A 14374-nucleotide genomic window follows, 5' to 3' on the forward strand; every position below is an offset into this window, starting at 1 on the left:
CGATGAAACGCGCCGTGAAACCGCGTTTTATTGCGCACCTTTGCCTGTTAGTACAACTCCGACCGTTTCGAGGAGCACGACGAGGTCAAGGAACAGGGAGTGGTTTTTCACGTAGTATAGGTCGTACTGCAGTTTCACCGCTGCGTCCTCGGCGGATGCCCCATAGTGATAACAAACTTGGGCCCAGCCGGTCAACCCGGGCTTGACGCTGTGCCTGACCGCGTAGAACGGTATCTCCCGGATCAGTTGATCGACAAAGAAGGGCCGTTCCGGGCGCGGGCCAACAAGACTCATGTCACCTTTGAGGACGCAGTACAGTTGTGGCAGTTCGTCGATGCGCAGTTTGCGGATGATGCGTCCAATCTTTGTCACGCGATCATCAGATGATGTCGCCCAGACAGGCTTTCCATGCTTCTCGGCGTCCTGACGCATGCTGCGGAACTTGATGACACTGAATAGACGTCCGTTATGCCCAACTCGTTCCTGCCGATAGAGGAGCGGGGTGCCGGTTTCCAGCCCGATCAGCAATGCGGTGACAACCATCACCGGCGCCCCGATGATTAGCAGAATGAGCGAGGCAATAATGTCAAAGATTCGCTTCACGACTGAGCGAACGACGCCTTGACTGAAGCCCTCACCGAAAATTAGCCAGCCAGCGTAAAGGGAGTCCAGGCGGATCTGGCCAAGCGTCTTCTCGAAATGACTGGCCAGGTCGAGAACGCGGATTCCATTCAGGCGGCAATCCAGAAGTTCACGCATAGGCATGGAACCTCCGCGTCGTTCAGACAAGGCGATGACAATTTCATCAGTTTCCAGGGAGATTGCGGCGTCGAGCAGATCACCGCCCTGCGCAATTAGCCGGTTGCCTTGAATGATCGAGTCGTTTTCATTGGGTCCCGGAAAAAAGCCGACGATAACGGTATTCTTGTCCGATTTCCTGAGCGCGTCCCTGACTTCAATTGCCTTGGAGCCTGTTCCAAAAACCAGTATTCGCCGTTTGGCGAGTTCCGAATCGCGCGAGCCTAAACTTCCGATACGTGAGACAAGTACCCCGAACACCGCTGCCATGATGGAAAGGTAGAGCAATTCTCGATCGAACCGGACGAATAGCAGAACATCGATGAGATAGGCAATCGGAAATGAAAGATAGACCGAGAAGAGTATTTGGGTTCGCGGCCCAATGGTCGTCCGTGGGTTGATGCGTTGATTGACGCCCAGCAGTGCGGTAATCAACACGGCGACAACCAAATAAATCAGAGCGAACAGAACGACCTGTTTTTGATTTATTGGCAAGCCGCTGCGAGCCCACTCTAGCGCAATGACCGCAACGACAACGATGAACGCTGAATCAAAAAGCGCTTGAGCGAGAGGTCGCCAGTACAGCCAGTAACTGAACATTCGGTTCATTGTTGTCCTATTATGCACTTTTCACCGTGCCGAACTCGAAACGCCTTCTAGCCGATGACATGGGGGCACCGCCCCTGACAACCTGGCCGATAAGGTTATTCGGGATTATCCGGAGGAAGGTGCAGTTCGCCAAATTGTCAGAGGGCTGAAATAATTTTATCCAAGTACGTTGATGTCGCGTGCGTATTATTTCACGATCCTTGGCCGTCTGCTGATCGAGGGCGAAAGCAGGAGCGCGCAAATCCCCGTGTTGTTTTTAGGTTTGATGACGTTGCGTATGGTTGGCAGGAAGCGCCCAAGAAGGGAAGCTTTTCGGGTCGATCGCCGCAGTACAACAGGCGCTGATGCCGAGTTAGCAAGCTGCTCGCCGGCTAGACGAGCACCTCGACCGCAGCCGGATGCCCGAGAAATCCGTGCGGGCTGGCACTGGCTCCATAGGCGCCGGACTGGAAGATCACTACCAGATCGCCGGGTTGGGCAACTGCAAGTTCCATGCGGTCGGCGAGGAGGTCGAGCGGGGTGCACAAGGGTCCGACCACGGAAGCGGTTTCCCGTTGATCCGTTGCCATCCGGTTGCCGATGGTGACCGGGTAGTTCTTGCGGATGACCTGCCCGAAGTTGCCTGAAGCCGACAGGTGATGGTTCAAGCCACCATCGACGACGAGAAAGACTTGTCCGCGTGAAACCTTGCGGTCGACGACCTTGGCGACGTAAATTCCGGCCTCGCCGACCAGATAACGGCCGAGTTCGATGACCAGATGCGCATCAGGCATATCCCGTCTCACGCGCTGCACCAGGCGGTCGAGATTCTCGCCGATTGCTGCCAGGTCAAGTCGCTGCTCACCTGGGAAGTAGGGAATTCCAAATCCGCCCCCAAAATTGAGGAAACGGACCGGCGCAGGAGCATCGGCGGCCAGTCGCAATGCCAACTCATACGATTTCTGCTGCGCCTCGCAGATCGATTCTGCGCGCAGGTTCTGTGAACCGGCAAACAGATGGAAACCTTCAAAAGCCAGACCCGCACGCCCGATCTCACCCAGTAACTCGGGAACTTGTTCCGCATCGACGCCGAACTGCTTCGGCCCGCCGCCCATCTTCATTCCCGAGCCTTTGAGCTCGAAATCCGGGTTGACGCGCACCGCCACCCGGGCGGGAAGGTCAAGTTCGGCGGCAATTGGGGCAAGTTCTTTGACTTCGCGGAAAGACTCGATGTTGATCAGGACGCCGGCTGCCACAGCCTGGGCCAACTCACCGCGGCGCTTGCCGGGACCTGCAAAGCTGATCTCGGCCGGATCCACGCCGGCGTCGAGCGCAACCTTCAACTCGCCACCAGATGCGACGTCGATGCCATCGACCAGACCGGCCATGACACCGACCAGTGCCGGCATCGGGTTGGCTTTCATCGCATAGTGCAGCTGGATGTTCTTCGGCAGTGCCGAGCGCAACTCAGCGACGCGAGATCTCAATAACTTCTGGTCATAGGCATAGAAGGGCGTCTGGCCGACCCGGGCCGCGAGGCGTTGCAGGGTGATGCCACCAACCAGAAGCTGGCCATCGGCAGTGGCGAACTGATTCATTGGAGCGTGAACCGGAATTGGGCGATCTGAAACGGACATTGATTGCATTTCTCCGGAAATGGTTTGGGTCAACCGGCGTTCTTCTCGACCCACGCGGTCGACAGGGTTTTTCGGTCAATTTTTCCATTGGGGTTCCGCGGCAACGGGCCTTCGCGAACCTCGATATCTGCCGGTACCATGTAGGCTGGCATGCGCATGCGACACTCGGCAAGCAAGGCGGCCGTATTGATTTCGTTTCCGGCGGGTGGGGTGACAATGACCTGAATTGCTTGGCCCAGGGTGTCGTGGTCGACGCCGAAGGCGACACATTCACCGACCAGCCTGGTAGCGTAAAGGATTTCCTCCACTTCCGTTGGGCTCACGCGGTAACCGGAAGTCTTGATCATCTCGTCCCGGCGACCGATGAAGTATAGATAGCCGTCCTCGTCCATGCGGACGGTGTCACCCGAAAACACGGCGATTTCCGGGAGGACGAGCCCAGCCTCGCGTCCCGGTGCGTGAACGGGTAGCGGCCTGAAGCGCTCAGCGGTTTTTTCGGCGTCGTTCCAGTAGCCCAAGCCGACCAGGGCACCACGGTGGACGAGTTCGCCCGGCTCATTGGGCGCGCAGGGCGAGCCGTCCTCGCGCAACACCAGAATTTCGGCATTGGGGATCGCTTTGCCAATCGAGTCCGGGCGTCGTTCTACCTCGGACGGAGGGAGAAAGGTCGACCTGAAAGCCTCAGTCAGCCCGTACATCAGAAAGGGTTTGGTCTTCGGTAGGTGTCTGCGCAGTGCTGCGAGTGTTTCGAGTGGCATGCGGCCGCCAGTGTTGGCGAAGTAGCGCAGGTGTTCGGTGATTTCCGGGAGCCACTCGAGCTGGGTCAGCTGGATGTAAAGTGGCGGCACCGCCGTCAGGCCGGTTACCTTTTCACGAACGATGGCCTTGAGCACGTCACGAGGCAACAGGTAGTTCAACAGCACGACCCTAGCCCCGACATGAAACGCGGTAGTCAACTGGCTGAACCCGGCATCGAATGAAAGAGGCAGAGCGGCGAGCAGCGTGTCGCCAGCGTGATTTTCCAGGTAAGAGGCCACGCTCTTGGCGCCGGCAACCATATTGCGATGCGAGAGAACGACGCCCTTAGGCTTACCCGTGCTGCCAGAGGTGTAGAGAATACCGAGTATGTCGGTATCGATCGTCCGATGGCACGCCACGAGTGGATGCTCGAGCATTTCGCTCCAGCGGTGCGCATTCTGCGCGCCGACAAGCGGTGAACTTTCACCGGAGTCCACGACAACGACATGTCTCAGATCGTGACAGGCTGGAAGCGTCGATCGCAGCAGATCTAAACGTTCGGGCGAAGTGACCAGAACGCGAACGTCGCAGTCACGCAGTATATAGCCCACCTGTTCGGGCTTGAGCAGCGGATTCAGGGGAACAAAGACAGCGCCGGCGGCCGGGGCGCCGAAACTGGCGATCACTGTTTCGAAGCGTTTCTCGAGATAGATGGCGACGCGTTCGCCACGCTCAATGCCGAGCGCAAGGAGGCCGCCGGCAAGACCTGCTACCGCATCATGCAGCTGACCATAGTTCCAGGTGGACTTCCCGTAAGTCAGCGCTGGCGCCGCCGAATCGCGATCGGCGGCAAGAGAAATGAGTTCGGGTAGAAGGGCGGAATCTCGCATGCGTTGGAAGTCTGGGATAGAAGAAGGTATGACAGTGTGGAGTATCTCACAGTTGAATTTGCATTCTCCGACTATAATTTCGCCCGGAATCTGCCTTTTTGGAGCAAGACTTGAATACCGAAAATGAAGTATTGTCCCTTCTGGACGAAATCCTGAGTCTGAATGGCCGCTCTGCGGAATTCTCCATCAATACGCCGCTATTGGGTGCGATACCGGAACTGGATTCGATGGCCGTAGTCGCGCTGATTACCGGACTGGAGGAGCGCTTCGGTTTTTCCGTTGATGACGACGAAATCGAAGGGAGTACGTTCGCTACGGTTGGTTCACTGATCGAGTTTGTTGACGGCAAACTGGCCAGCTAGCCCGCGAGGGCAGGTGGGTTGGTACGGCAAGACATGGTGGCGGGACAGGTCGCGGCGACCGTCTGCTCGACCAGCCTAGGTGTTTTTTTTTGGATAGCGTGATGGATATTGCCTCGACTTTCAGCATGGACGCTTACGGTAAGCCCCGCATTGGCAATTCTCCCCAAGAACTGTATGCGTTCGGACACCGGATTCGTGAGACCGAGAAGCTGATACTCGATCTTTTTTCACGGGGACTGGTTTCTGGGACGACGCATACTTGCCTGGGTCAGGAAATCTGTCAGATGTCTGTCGTTCGGGCGCTGAACCATCCGGATGATTACGTCCTTTCCAATCACCGGAATCACGGGCATTTCCTGGCTTATTCGGGTGATTTTCTCGGTCTTGTCGCCGAGATCATGGGGCGCCGGGCTGGAGTCTGTGGCGGGTATGGCGGTAGCCAGCATCTGGCCCGTCGGAATTTCCACAGTAATGGCGTCCAGGCGGGCATGACGGGGATTGGCGTCGGACTTGCCGCCGCCTTGAAGTCCCGATCAAGCCAAGGGATCGTTGCAATCATCATTGGCGACGGCACTCTGGGAGAGGGTATGCTTTACGAGAGCATGAATCTGGCGGCGATCTGGCAGGTTTCGGTTCTTTTCGTGGTTGAGCACAACGGTATAGCCCAGACAACCTATACTCGGAACACGATCGGGGGCGATATTGTTCAGCGCGGCCTCGCATTTGGCCTCTCCGCCTGGCGCCTCAGCGATCGCGATTGTGATTTCTCCGCGCAGGTCGCGCGGGTGGTGCAGGATATACGCGAGAGTCGTGGCCCCGGGATGCTGGTCATCGACACAGGGAGAATGGGCCCGCATAGCAAAGGCGATGACCTTCGTGAATCCGGCGAGCGTGCGGAACTCCTGGCCAACGATCCGCTGGCGAAGCTTGGCGCCAGTTGCTCGGCCGATGAACGCGAACAGATCGAGTCGTCGTGCCGGTCGTATCTTGCCGAGATCGAAAGGTCCGCGCTGGACTCTCCGCGCGCACAGTTTGATTTTGTTCCCGAGCATACCTTCAGGCCCGTATTGGAGATTGATTCCCCGGTTGCGGATGCGTCCGCCGCCAATGTTCGTCTGGCGTTGAACGACGCATTGCAAAAGCTTCTTGAGTATAATGAAGACGTGGTGTTGCTGGGAGAGGACTTGCACGACCCCTACGGAGGCGCATTCAAGGTCACTGTCGGTCTCTCCGAGAAATACGCGGGCCGCGTAATTTCCACGCCAATTAGTGAAGCCGGAATCACGGGGGCAGGCATCGGGCTGGCGATGGCGGGCAAGAAGCCCATCGTCGAGATCATGTTTGCTGACTTTCTGACCCTTTGCATGGATCAGATCTATAACCACGCAGTGAAATTCCCGGGCATGTTTGCCGACTCCGCCGTGCCGATGGTAATACGTGCTCCGTGTGGCGGCCGCAGAGGATACGGACCGACACACAGCCAGAGTCTGGAAAATCTTTTTGTATCCGTTCCCGGGTTGACCGTAGTCTTCGGAAGTCACCGCCACAAAATCGGCCAGATGCTGATCGATGCTACGGTTTGCTGGCCAAATCCGACGCTATTCCTCGAGCATAAGCTGCTTTACGCCGAGAAACTGGATCCCGCCGGATACGCGGAAATCGACCCGGAACCCGGTGATCTCGGCGCGGAATTGTTCCCGACGCTGCGAAGTCGAGGCCCGGATCCGGACGTCACGCTGGTTTCGTACGGTGGCATGTTGCCGGTTGCGGAAAGGGCGGCAGGGATTCTGGAGGAAAGCGAGGAGTTGTTCGTGGAAATCATTGCGCCGGCGCTCTTGGCTCCGCTACCGCGGCTGACGCTATTGAAGGCTCTGCTTCATCGCCCGAGAATCCTTGTTGTCGAAGAAGCGCATCATCATTTCGGATTCAGTGCTGAAGTGCTGGCGATGCTCGCGGAGAACGGATATCACGGCAAAGTCGCCCGTTTGGGCACTGCGCCGGTGCCAATTGCGTCCGCGCGTAGCCTGGAAAGCGCACAACTCCCGGATGAAAATGCGATCGTAGCGGCAGTCCTGGATATTCTCTAGGCTCGGGAAACAACTATGGCGACTCCAATACACGTACCGCGAATCAATAACAATGACGATGAAGTCAAGGTCCTGGCCTTCGATGTCGTCATCGGCGACAAGATCGAGAATGGCCAGATCATCGGGCAAGTGGAAACAGACAAGGCTGTCCTTGACGTGACCGCGTCCTGTGCCGGTTACGTGCTTGGCTTTGTTGCCGGACCCGAGGAGGTGGTCAAGGTTGGCAGCGTCATGTTGTGGTTGGGAGAGAGTGCGGCCGAAAAAATTCCCAAATCGATGGAGGCGCAATCGGCACAATCAACCACGCAGATATCCCAGGTGACTGCGAAGGCACGTATCCTGCTCAAGCAATCGGGTCTGCGCGCCGACGTCGTTCCCTTAATAGATGGCAGAGTTACCGTTGAAGCGGTAGAACGTTATCTGGCTGCACAGGGTAGCGGCAGAACCAACAAGGTGGAACCGCAGCCGGTCGATGTGGCGCCCGACATCGAGGGCGTGCATGTCAATCTCACGCGTGAAGAGAAGGGCATGGCGGCTACGGTGACCTGGCATCGCGACTTCGCTGTTCCTGGCTACATCGAGATCGAATACGGTGTTCCTCCTTGGGTGGAATACGCGAGACAATTTCAGGAAGAAAAGGGTCTCTTGATGCCGCCCCTGCTGCCGTTGATGGCTTGGCGCCTAGTACAAATTGCGCGCGGTAGCCAACGACTGAACGCGACGTTGATCAACAACAAGCGATTCGAATACAGCCCGATCAATCTTGGATTTACCATTCAGGCAGGCGATTCGCTCTATCTTGCGGTTGTTCGCAATGCCCAGGACCAGGATGAACTCAGCTTCGTCAACTCACTGGGTGATGTGCTGCGCCGTGCCGCGGGTCATAATCTCAAGGAGTCTGAAGCCACAGGCGCGACAATCGGATTTTCGAGTATGGAGCGCTGGAAGGTGTCGCGCCATATACCCATCCTTTCGCCATGGACTTCGCTGATGGTCGCACACGCTGCTGGGCAGGGTGGCAGAAGCGTGCTGGGAGCCAGCTACGACCATCGCGTTCTGAATGGTGGCCAAGTGGTTGCCATGCTAAAGAAATTGTCAACACCACACAGGAACTAGACTAGGAAAAAGCTGATGCCACTGAACAAAGAGTCGATTGAAGCGGAAATCAAGGCAAGGATCGTCGAAATTGCTGCGGAGATGGGAGACGACGCGTCGGAACTGGGGGTAGACGAAATCATTCCGGCTACTGGCCTGATCGACTCGACCGGCTTGCTCGAATTGATCGCGTGGTATGAAAAGACCTATCAGATACCGCTTGCGCAGGAAGAAATAAATATTGACAATTTGGGAACGCTGGCACGGATGGCTGAGTTCGTTCTGCGCAAGAAGGGGCTCCTCTAGGCGCTAACAGGCAGAGATGCATCTCTTGGAAGCTAATCGCTGCAAACCTCGGCCCTTTTTCCTTCCCAGTAGTCTTGGAAGAATCTTCTGCGTCTTTCATGAACCTGTGGGAGAGGTAAATCGCTTGGGAAATCTTCTTGTCGTTCCCGGTTTCAACGAAGAGATGAACCGCTGTCGAAGCATGGTGACACTTCTGGCCCGGGAATTGGCCGTAAAGGGCGTTGGAACCCTGGTGATTGACCTGTACGGGACCGGCGAGAGTGATGGTGAGTATGGCGATGCGCGATGGGATGCCTGGCTTGAGGATATTGGCCAGGCCATGGCTTGGCTTGACGGGCAGACAGGTGGTTGTCTCGCTCTCCTAGGGATTCGTTTGGGTTTCCCGCTGGCGGTAGCCGCAATGGCTAATGACCAAAGGGAGCGAGCACTGATCGGCTGGCAGCCTGTTATTGACGGCAAGAGCTATTTCACTCAGTTCATGCGCATGAAGATCGCCGCGAACATGGACAGGACCGATATCCCCAGGGAGAGTACGGGTGACATGCGCGCCCGGCTGGATTCCGGGAACAGTATCGAGATAGCCGGGTACGAGATCCATCCGGAACTCGCGATGGCAATCGAAAGCTTCCGGCTTGCGGAATCGATACCGCCGGAATACGCAAGGGTTGCCTGGTTCGAGAAAGAGGCCGGTGCAGAGCGAACGCTTTCGCCTGCCAGTACGAAAGTCATTGACGGTTGGTGTCTGGCTGGCAGGGCAGCACAGGCGATATCGTTTGAAGGCCCGGCGTTCTGGGCCCTTCATGAACGCTTTCTTGCGCCTGATCTGGTGAACAAGACGTCCGAGTGGCTTCTGCAGTTGGGTCCACGGCGATGAACGAGAAGCCAGTCGTTATCGAGAGCTGCGGCCAGCCTCTGGTCGGCATGCTTCACCCTGCGCCGGGAGCGCAGCGACTGGGTGTATTGATGATCGTTGCTGGCGGACCGCAATACCGCATCGGGGGTCATCGCCAACTGCTGCTCTGGGCGCGCAGGATTTCATCCTGCGGATTTCCGGTATTTCGCTTCGATTCGGGCGGGATGGGTGACAGCTACGGCGAGTTCGTCGAATTCGAGAATGTCGAAGAAAACATCCGGGACGCGCTCGACCGGTTTTTCGAGGAAACGCCGTCGCTGAAAAAGGTCGTGCTCTGGGGGGAGTGCAATGCCTGTTCGGCATCGCTTTTCTATGGCTACAAGGATCCGCGCATCGTGGGGTTGGTCATGCTTAACCCCTGGGTGCGCACGGAGCAGGCGCAGGCAAAGGCGGTGGTCAAGCACTACTACTTTGATCGGCTGACTCAACGTTCGTTCTGGGTGAAGGTCTTGACCCTGAGATTCGATTTCATTGATTCGCTACGCTCCGCATTGCGGATGATCTCGCTCGCTCGCGGACGGTCGGATTCCGGTGTCGGAATTGATGTCAGAAATGACGTTGACCGCAAGAGGCCGTTGCCGGAACAAATGCTGGACGGGTTATCTCGTTTCAAGGGCCGAATCATGCTGGTCATGAGCGGGCGTGACATGGTTTCCAGGGAATTCGACGATCTGATTCAATCCGTGCCTTCCTGGCGGGAGTGTCTTGAGGCGTGTTCTCTGATGCGCCACGACCTGGAATTCGCTGATCATACGTTCTCAACCGGCGTATGGCGCGATCAAGTCGTTGAATGGGGAATAGACTGGCTTTCCAGCCTGCCAGGCGTCCCGGGCCTTGACCCACCAGCAAGCAGCTAAGTTCATGACCAAACCAATTATCGAGCCCATCACCGACCAGACGCTTCCCGAATTCGCTGCATTTCTGGAATTCAACATGCCGGTCAGCCGGAGTGCCGAGGACTGGATTCTGGGGTTGCGCGTGAGTTGGTGCGAAAGCCGACCTAATTACGGCTTCCTGATGCGTGACCAGGGAGAAGTAGTCGGCGGCATCGGGGCGTTTTACGCGGACCGGATCATTGGTGGGCAGAAGGAGAAATTTTGCAATATCACTAGTTGGTGTGTTCTTGACAGTCATCGCAAGTACAGCATGCAACTGACGATGAGCATTGTTGCGCAGCGGGGATATCACTTTACCGATTTTTCACCAACCAAAGTTGTCGCAGGGACACTCCAGTTCTTCAAGTTCAAATCTCTGGACGAGGGCATTGCTGTGGTGCCGAATTTGCCACTGCCTCTCTTTTCCGGGCGCGTGCTGACAGAGTCTTGCGATATCGAGCAAAACTTGACCGGGAAGATGCTGGACGTCTGGAGGGATCACACCAAGTTTCCTTGGTTGCATCATCTGATTGTCGGCAAGACAAACGATTGGTGTTACGTGATCTATAAGCCGCGCCGATTCAAATCGTTGCCGTGTTCAAAGGTCATTTATCTTAGTGATGGCCGCGTATTCAATCGATATTTGAATTGCTTGAGTTGGCATTTTTTCTGGCAAGGAATGATGACAACACATGTTGAGAAAAGAATGCTATCTGAAATACCCATGACGGCCATAGTGAGGACAGGTTTCAATCCGAAACAGTTCCTAAGCCAGACACTGGAACCGAAAGACATCGATTACTTGTACTCGGAGACTGTGGCGCTCGATCTCTAGGGAATCCCGAACAAGTGAAAATGTTTCGCGTGTCCGGAGACAATTTGGAGTGACCTGCCCGAAGCCTTAGCGCCGACTTAAATTTGGGCGGAGGGCTTCCTTGGAGAAGAGTTGGTTGCGCGAGGTTATACTGCCGGCTGTGTAATGGAATCGGGGATGAAGAGCAAAGATTAGATTGAGGTACTGACGAGTGTTGTCCGTCCGGATACCGTCGTGTGTTCCGATGGCAGTTCAGCCTGCGTCGCCGAACTTGGGGCAACGTGGAAGATGAACAGCGCCTCGAAGCGTGGATGACCAATCAACCCATCGTTCCATGTACAGACTGTCATCAGTTATCATTTCACGGTGAAGGAATGGCTTAACAGTCGTTTCCGCAGCGTGGCAAGATTGAGTCCCTAAACTGCTGTAAATCGGGTGGCAGGTAGCCACCGCTTCGATTCGGTAAACTGACGTTGCGAGACGATCGATAACCGAAGGAGAGAAGCGATGACTGGGTATGAGGTTAGCGTAGGAACGGACTTGCTGCCAGGGCTTTTAAACGGGCAGGACGGGCTGGCGAAACTGGTGGAAGCGGTGCTCAATCAAGTACTGGAGGCGCAGGTGACGGAAACGCTGGGGGCGACGCGGCACGAGCGCACGGACGAACGGGCCGGCTATCGCAACGGCTACCGGCCACGCACCCTTTACACGCGGGTTGGGCCGGTGACGCTGCTGGTGCCGCAGACGCGGGACGGCAGCTTTTCGACGGACATCTTCAAGCGCTACCAGCGGAGCGAGCAGGCCTTCGTTCTGGCGCTCATGGAAATGGTCGTGCACGGTGTCTCGACGCGCAAGGTCTCGGCGATCACCGAAGAGCTGTGCGGCGCCAGCTTCTCCAAATCGATGGTGAGCGCACTGTGCGCCGGACTGGAACCGCGGGTCAGCGCGTTCAACGAACGGCGGCTGGACGGCGAGTATCCCTTCGTGCTGGTCGATGCCCTGTTGATCAAGAGTCGGCAAGAAGATCGTGTGGTTTCGCGTGCCGTGCTGACCGTCTCAGGCATCCGCTCCGATGGCTTCCGGGAGATTCTGGGCGTGCGGATCGGCGACACCGAGAGCTTCGCCACCTGGGACGAGACCTTCCGCTGGCTCAGAGGGCGCGGCCTCAAGGGCACGCAGTTCATCATCTCGGACGACCACGGCGGCCTGCGTGAAGCGGCAGCGCGGCACTTTCAGGGGGCCAGCTGGCAACGCTGTCAGGTGCATCTGATGCGCAACATTCTGGGCCAATGCAACACCCGCCACCGCGCCGAGGTGGCAGCTGCCGTCAAGCTCGTGCTGCAGGCGCCCGATTTGGTCGAGGCCAAGCGCCGCCTGGCGGAATTCACCGAGCGCTTCGCCAAGAGCGCCCCCAAAGCGGTGGCCTGCCTCGAAGCAGGATTCGAGGATGCCATGGCGGTAATGGTCTTGCCCGAGAAGTATCGCAAGCGGCTACGCACAACGAACATGCAGGAGCGGCTCAACGAGGAAATTCGCCGGCGGGAGCGCGTGATCCGCATCTTCCCCAACGACGAGTCAGCCTTGCGCCTGATCGGCGCTCTGCTGGCCGAACAGAACGAGGCTTGGCAGGAACGGAAGTACCTCGACATGGATGAATTCAAGGAGTGGGCGGCTTCCCGCGCCGCAGCTAGCGAGGGCAACAACGTTGTTGCCCTCGCTAGCTGAAAACCATTCGTCATTCATCGGATCGAAGAGTATTTACAGCAGATTTTGGACTTGACTCGTGGCAACGAAGTACCTGCGAACTATATGGCTTGATAGCGACTGCTTTCATGGTTCAAAGAGGTCGTGACGCCCAACGAATTCAGCGCCTCTGCCCTTGGAAGACAGTGAACCAATAATACGTAATGCGAACAGAGCCAAAATGAACAAAAACAAGCGACTATTGATGGTGGCCTATCATTTCCCGCCCGTCAGAGTGAGCAGTGGTATCCAGCGCACCTTGAAGTTCTGTACTTATCTTCGCGAGCATGGTTGGGATCCTCTCATATTGACAATTGCACCGAGGGCATACGAAGTAACCAGTCCAGATCAACTGAAAGAAATCCCGGATGACGTGATAGTTGAACGCGCGTTTGGTCTAGATACATCACGTCACTTGTCTTTCCGAGGGAAATACCCAATGTTCATGGCCCAGCCTGACAGATGGGTTAGCTGGTGGCCTGGTGCGGTCTGGTCCGGGATGCGGATGATCAAGAAATATAAGCCAGATGCCATATTCTCGACCTTCCCAATTGCAACGGCCCACCTTGTTGGTTTAAGCTTGAGCAAGCGTAGTCGTCTGCCATGGGTTGCGGATTTTCGAGATGCAATGACCGAAGAGAATTACCCGCGTGACCCGCTGACATGGAAGGTTCAACGTCGCCTGGAAAGCGCTTCGGTCGAGCAATGTTCCAAAGCTGTGTTCACGACAAGACAAACCAAGGACATTTATGCTAAAAGATATCCGGAAATTCCCAATTCAAAATGGGTGGTAATAGAAAACGGTTATGACGAAGATAATTTTCTCGATGCTGAAACTGGCTTGGAACTCCTTCCGCTTGGCAATCAAGATCAATTGACCCTAATCCACAGTGGTACTCTTTACCCGGAAGAACGCGATCCCCGTGCCTTTTTCCAAGCTCTGAGTAATCTTAAGGTTGCGGGCGAGATAAGCGCGGAAAAACTTCAAATTGTGCTTCGGGCCACTGGAAGTGATGCCCTCTACCAGCCGAAACTTATTGCCCTGAATCTGCAAGACATTGTCAGGCTGGAACCTGTCATTGCTTATCGCGACGCCCTTCGTGAAATGTTGCGCGCAGATGGCCTGTTGCTGTTTCAGGGAAGCGTATGCAATCATCAGGTGCCAGCAAAAATCTATGAGTATTTTCGTTCTGCCAGACCGATTTTTGCACTAGTCGATCCTGGAGGGATTTCCGCAGTCATGCTTGGAGAGGCAGGGGTTCAAGACCAGGCCAATATTGCTGATGTTCAGCAAATCACCGAAGCTATGTCAGTATTTCTCAGTAAACTTCGCAATGGGAAATGTGGCGGTGTGACTCGTGACGTGGCCATGAGAAATTCAAGGCGGTCACGAGCTCGGGAACTTGCGCAGGTTCTTGATGAATTGATAGTAGCCCGCGAACTGCAGCAACTTTCGCGCCAGTCCTGAACACTAGGATTTGGCTTTTGATACGGACGGGTTTTTGTATTCTGGAACCTGATGGGATTG

At 56.1% G+C, this 14374-nt stretch carries 12 protein-coding genes; 9 read left to right on the plus strand and 3 right to left on the minus strand.

The genetic code is table 11. The features are described 5' to 3' along the window. Nucleotides 1-27 precede the first annotated feature (27 nt). The 3 genes from IPP03_21505 to IPP03_21515 form a co-directional block, all read right to left on the minus strand. Nucleotides 28-1407, minus strand: coding sequence for a TIGR03013 family PEP-CTERM/XrtA system glycosyltransferase (locus IPP03_21505; protein MBL0355081.1), 1380 nt, complete (start codon nucleotides 1405-1407; stop codon nucleotides 28-30). Between the two features lie 371 nt (nucleotides 1408-1778). Then, nucleotides 1779-3023: a pyridoxal-dependent decarboxylase, exosortase A system-associated gene (locus IPP03_21510; protein MBL0355082.1), complete on the minus strand. Its 1245-nt coding sequence runs from the start codon at nucleotides 3021-3023 to the stop codon at nucleotides 1779-1781. Nucleotides 3024-3052: 29 nt separating this feature from the next. Continuing rightward, nucleotides 3053-4651 (minus strand): acyl-CoA ligase (AMP-forming), exosortase A system-associated, encoded by a 1599-nt coding sequence (locus IPP03_21515; protein MBL0355083.1) that lies wholly within the window; start codon nucleotides 4649-4651, stop codon nucleotides 3053-3055. 110 nt (nucleotides 4652-4761) lie between these two features. Here IPP03_21515 and IPP03_21520 point away from each other — a divergent pair, with 110 nt between their 5' ends. From IPP03_21520 to IPP03_21560, 9 genes are all read left to right on the plus strand, one after another. After that, complete coding sequence (locus tag IPP03_21520) at nucleotides 4762-5013, plus strand: acyl carrier protein (GenBank protein MBL0355084.1); 252 nt, start codon at nucleotides 4762-4764, stop codon at nucleotides 5011-5013. Nucleotides 5014-5114: 101 nt separating this feature from the next. Beyond that, nucleotides 5115-7100, plus strand: a complete 1986-nt coding sequence (locus IPP03_21525) for a 2-oxoglutarate dehydrogenase (protein ID MBL0355085.1) — start codon at nucleotides 5115-5117, stop codon at nucleotides 7098-7100. A 15-nt stretch (nucleotides 7101-7115) separates the two neighbouring features. Further along, nucleotides 7116-8216, plus strand: coding sequence for a 2-oxo acid dehydrogenase subunit E2 (locus IPP03_21530; GenBank protein ID MBL0355086.1), 1101 nt, complete (start codon nucleotides 7116-7118; stop codon nucleotides 8214-8216). Between the two features lie 15 nt (nucleotides 8217-8231). Further along, on the plus strand, nucleotides 8232-8501 hold the full coding sequence (locus IPP03_21535; protein ID MBL0355087.1) for an acyl carrier protein: 270 nt from the start codon (nucleotides 8232-8234) through the stop codon (nucleotides 8499-8501). Between the two features lie 25 nt (nucleotides 8502-8526). Further along, the gene (locus IPP03_21540) at nucleotides 8527-9375 is read left to right on the plus strand and encodes a hydrolase 2, exosortase A system-associated (GenBank protein MBL0355088.1); all 849 of its coding nucleotides are present in this window, start codon (nucleotides 8527-8529) and stop codon (nucleotides 9373-9375) included. Then, nucleotides 9372-10271 (plus strand): hydrolase 1, exosortase A system-associated, encoded by a 900-nt coding sequence (locus IPP03_21545; protein ID MBL0355089.1) that lies wholly within the window; start codon nucleotides 9372-9374, stop codon nucleotides 10269-10271. The genes IPP03_21540 and IPP03_21545 overlap by 4 nt, the downstream gene beginning before the upstream one ends. 4 nt (nucleotides 10272-10275) lie before the next feature. After that, nucleotides 10276-11124: a hypothetical protein gene (locus tag IPP03_21550; protein MBL0355090.1), complete on the plus strand. Its 849-nt coding sequence runs from the start codon at nucleotides 10276-10278 to the stop codon at nucleotides 11122-11124. Nucleotides 11125-11610: 486 nt separating this feature from the next. After that, complete coding sequence (locus IPP03_21555; protein ID MBL0355091.1) at nucleotides 11611-12828, plus strand: IS256 family transposase; 1218 nt, start codon at nucleotides 11611-11613, stop codon at nucleotides 12826-12828. A gap of 223 nt (nucleotides 12829-13051) precedes the next feature. Continuing rightward, nucleotides 13052-14314: a glycosyltransferase gene (locus tag IPP03_21560; protein MBL0355092.1), complete on the plus strand. Its 1263-nt coding sequence runs from the start codon at nucleotides 13052-13054 to the stop codon at nucleotides 14312-14314. The last annotated feature ends 60 nt before the right edge of the window (nucleotides 14315-14374 follow it).

Source organism: Candidatus Dechloromonas phosphoritropha, assembly GCA_016722705.1.
Taxonomy (GTDB): Bacteria; Pseudomonadota; Gammaproteobacteria; order Burkholderiales; family Rhodocyclaceae; genus Azonexus; species Azonexus phosphoritrophus.

Bases quoted from the DNA above. Each gene is read 5' to 3' on its own strand.
- IPP03_21525 (MBL0355085.1), top strand. From the start codon at position 5,115: ATGGATATTGCCTCGACTTTCAGCATGGACGCTTACGGTAAGCCCCGC.
- IPP03_21545 (MBL0355089.1), top strand. From the start codon at position 9,372: ATGAACGAGAAGCCAGTCGTTATCGAGAGCTGCGGCCAGCCTCTGGTC.
- IPP03_21535 (MBL0355087.1), top strand. From the start codon at position 8,232: ATGCCACTGAACAAAGAGTCGATTGAAGCGGAAATCAAGGCAAGGATC.
- IPP03_21510 (MBL0355082.1), bottom strand. From the start codon at position 3,023: ATGTCCGTTTCAGATCGCCCAATTCCGGTTCACGCTCCAATGAATCAG.
- IPP03_21550 (MBL0355090.1), top strand. From the start codon at position 10,276: ATGACCAAACCAATTATCGAGCCCATCACCGACCAGACGCTTCCCGAA.
- IPP03_21560 (MBL0355092.1), top strand. From the start codon at position 13,052: ATGGTGGCCTATCATTTCCCGCCCGTCAGAGTGAGCAGTGGTATCCAG.
- IPP03_21515 (MBL0355083.1), bottom strand. From the start codon at position 4,651: ATGCGAGATTCCGCCCTTCTACCCGAACTCATTTCTCTTGCCGCCGAT.
- IPP03_21530 (MBL0355086.1), top strand. From the start codon at position 7,116: ATGGCGACTCCAATACACGTACCGCGAATCAATAACAATGACGATGAA.
- IPP03_21555 (MBL0355091.1), top strand. From the start codon at position 11,611: ATGACTGGGTATGAGGTTAGCGTAGGAACGGACTTGCTGCCAGGGCTT.
- IPP03_21505 (MBL0355081.1), bottom strand. From the start codon at position 1,407: ATGAACCGAATGTTCAGTTACTGGCTGTACTGGCGACCTCTCGCTCAA.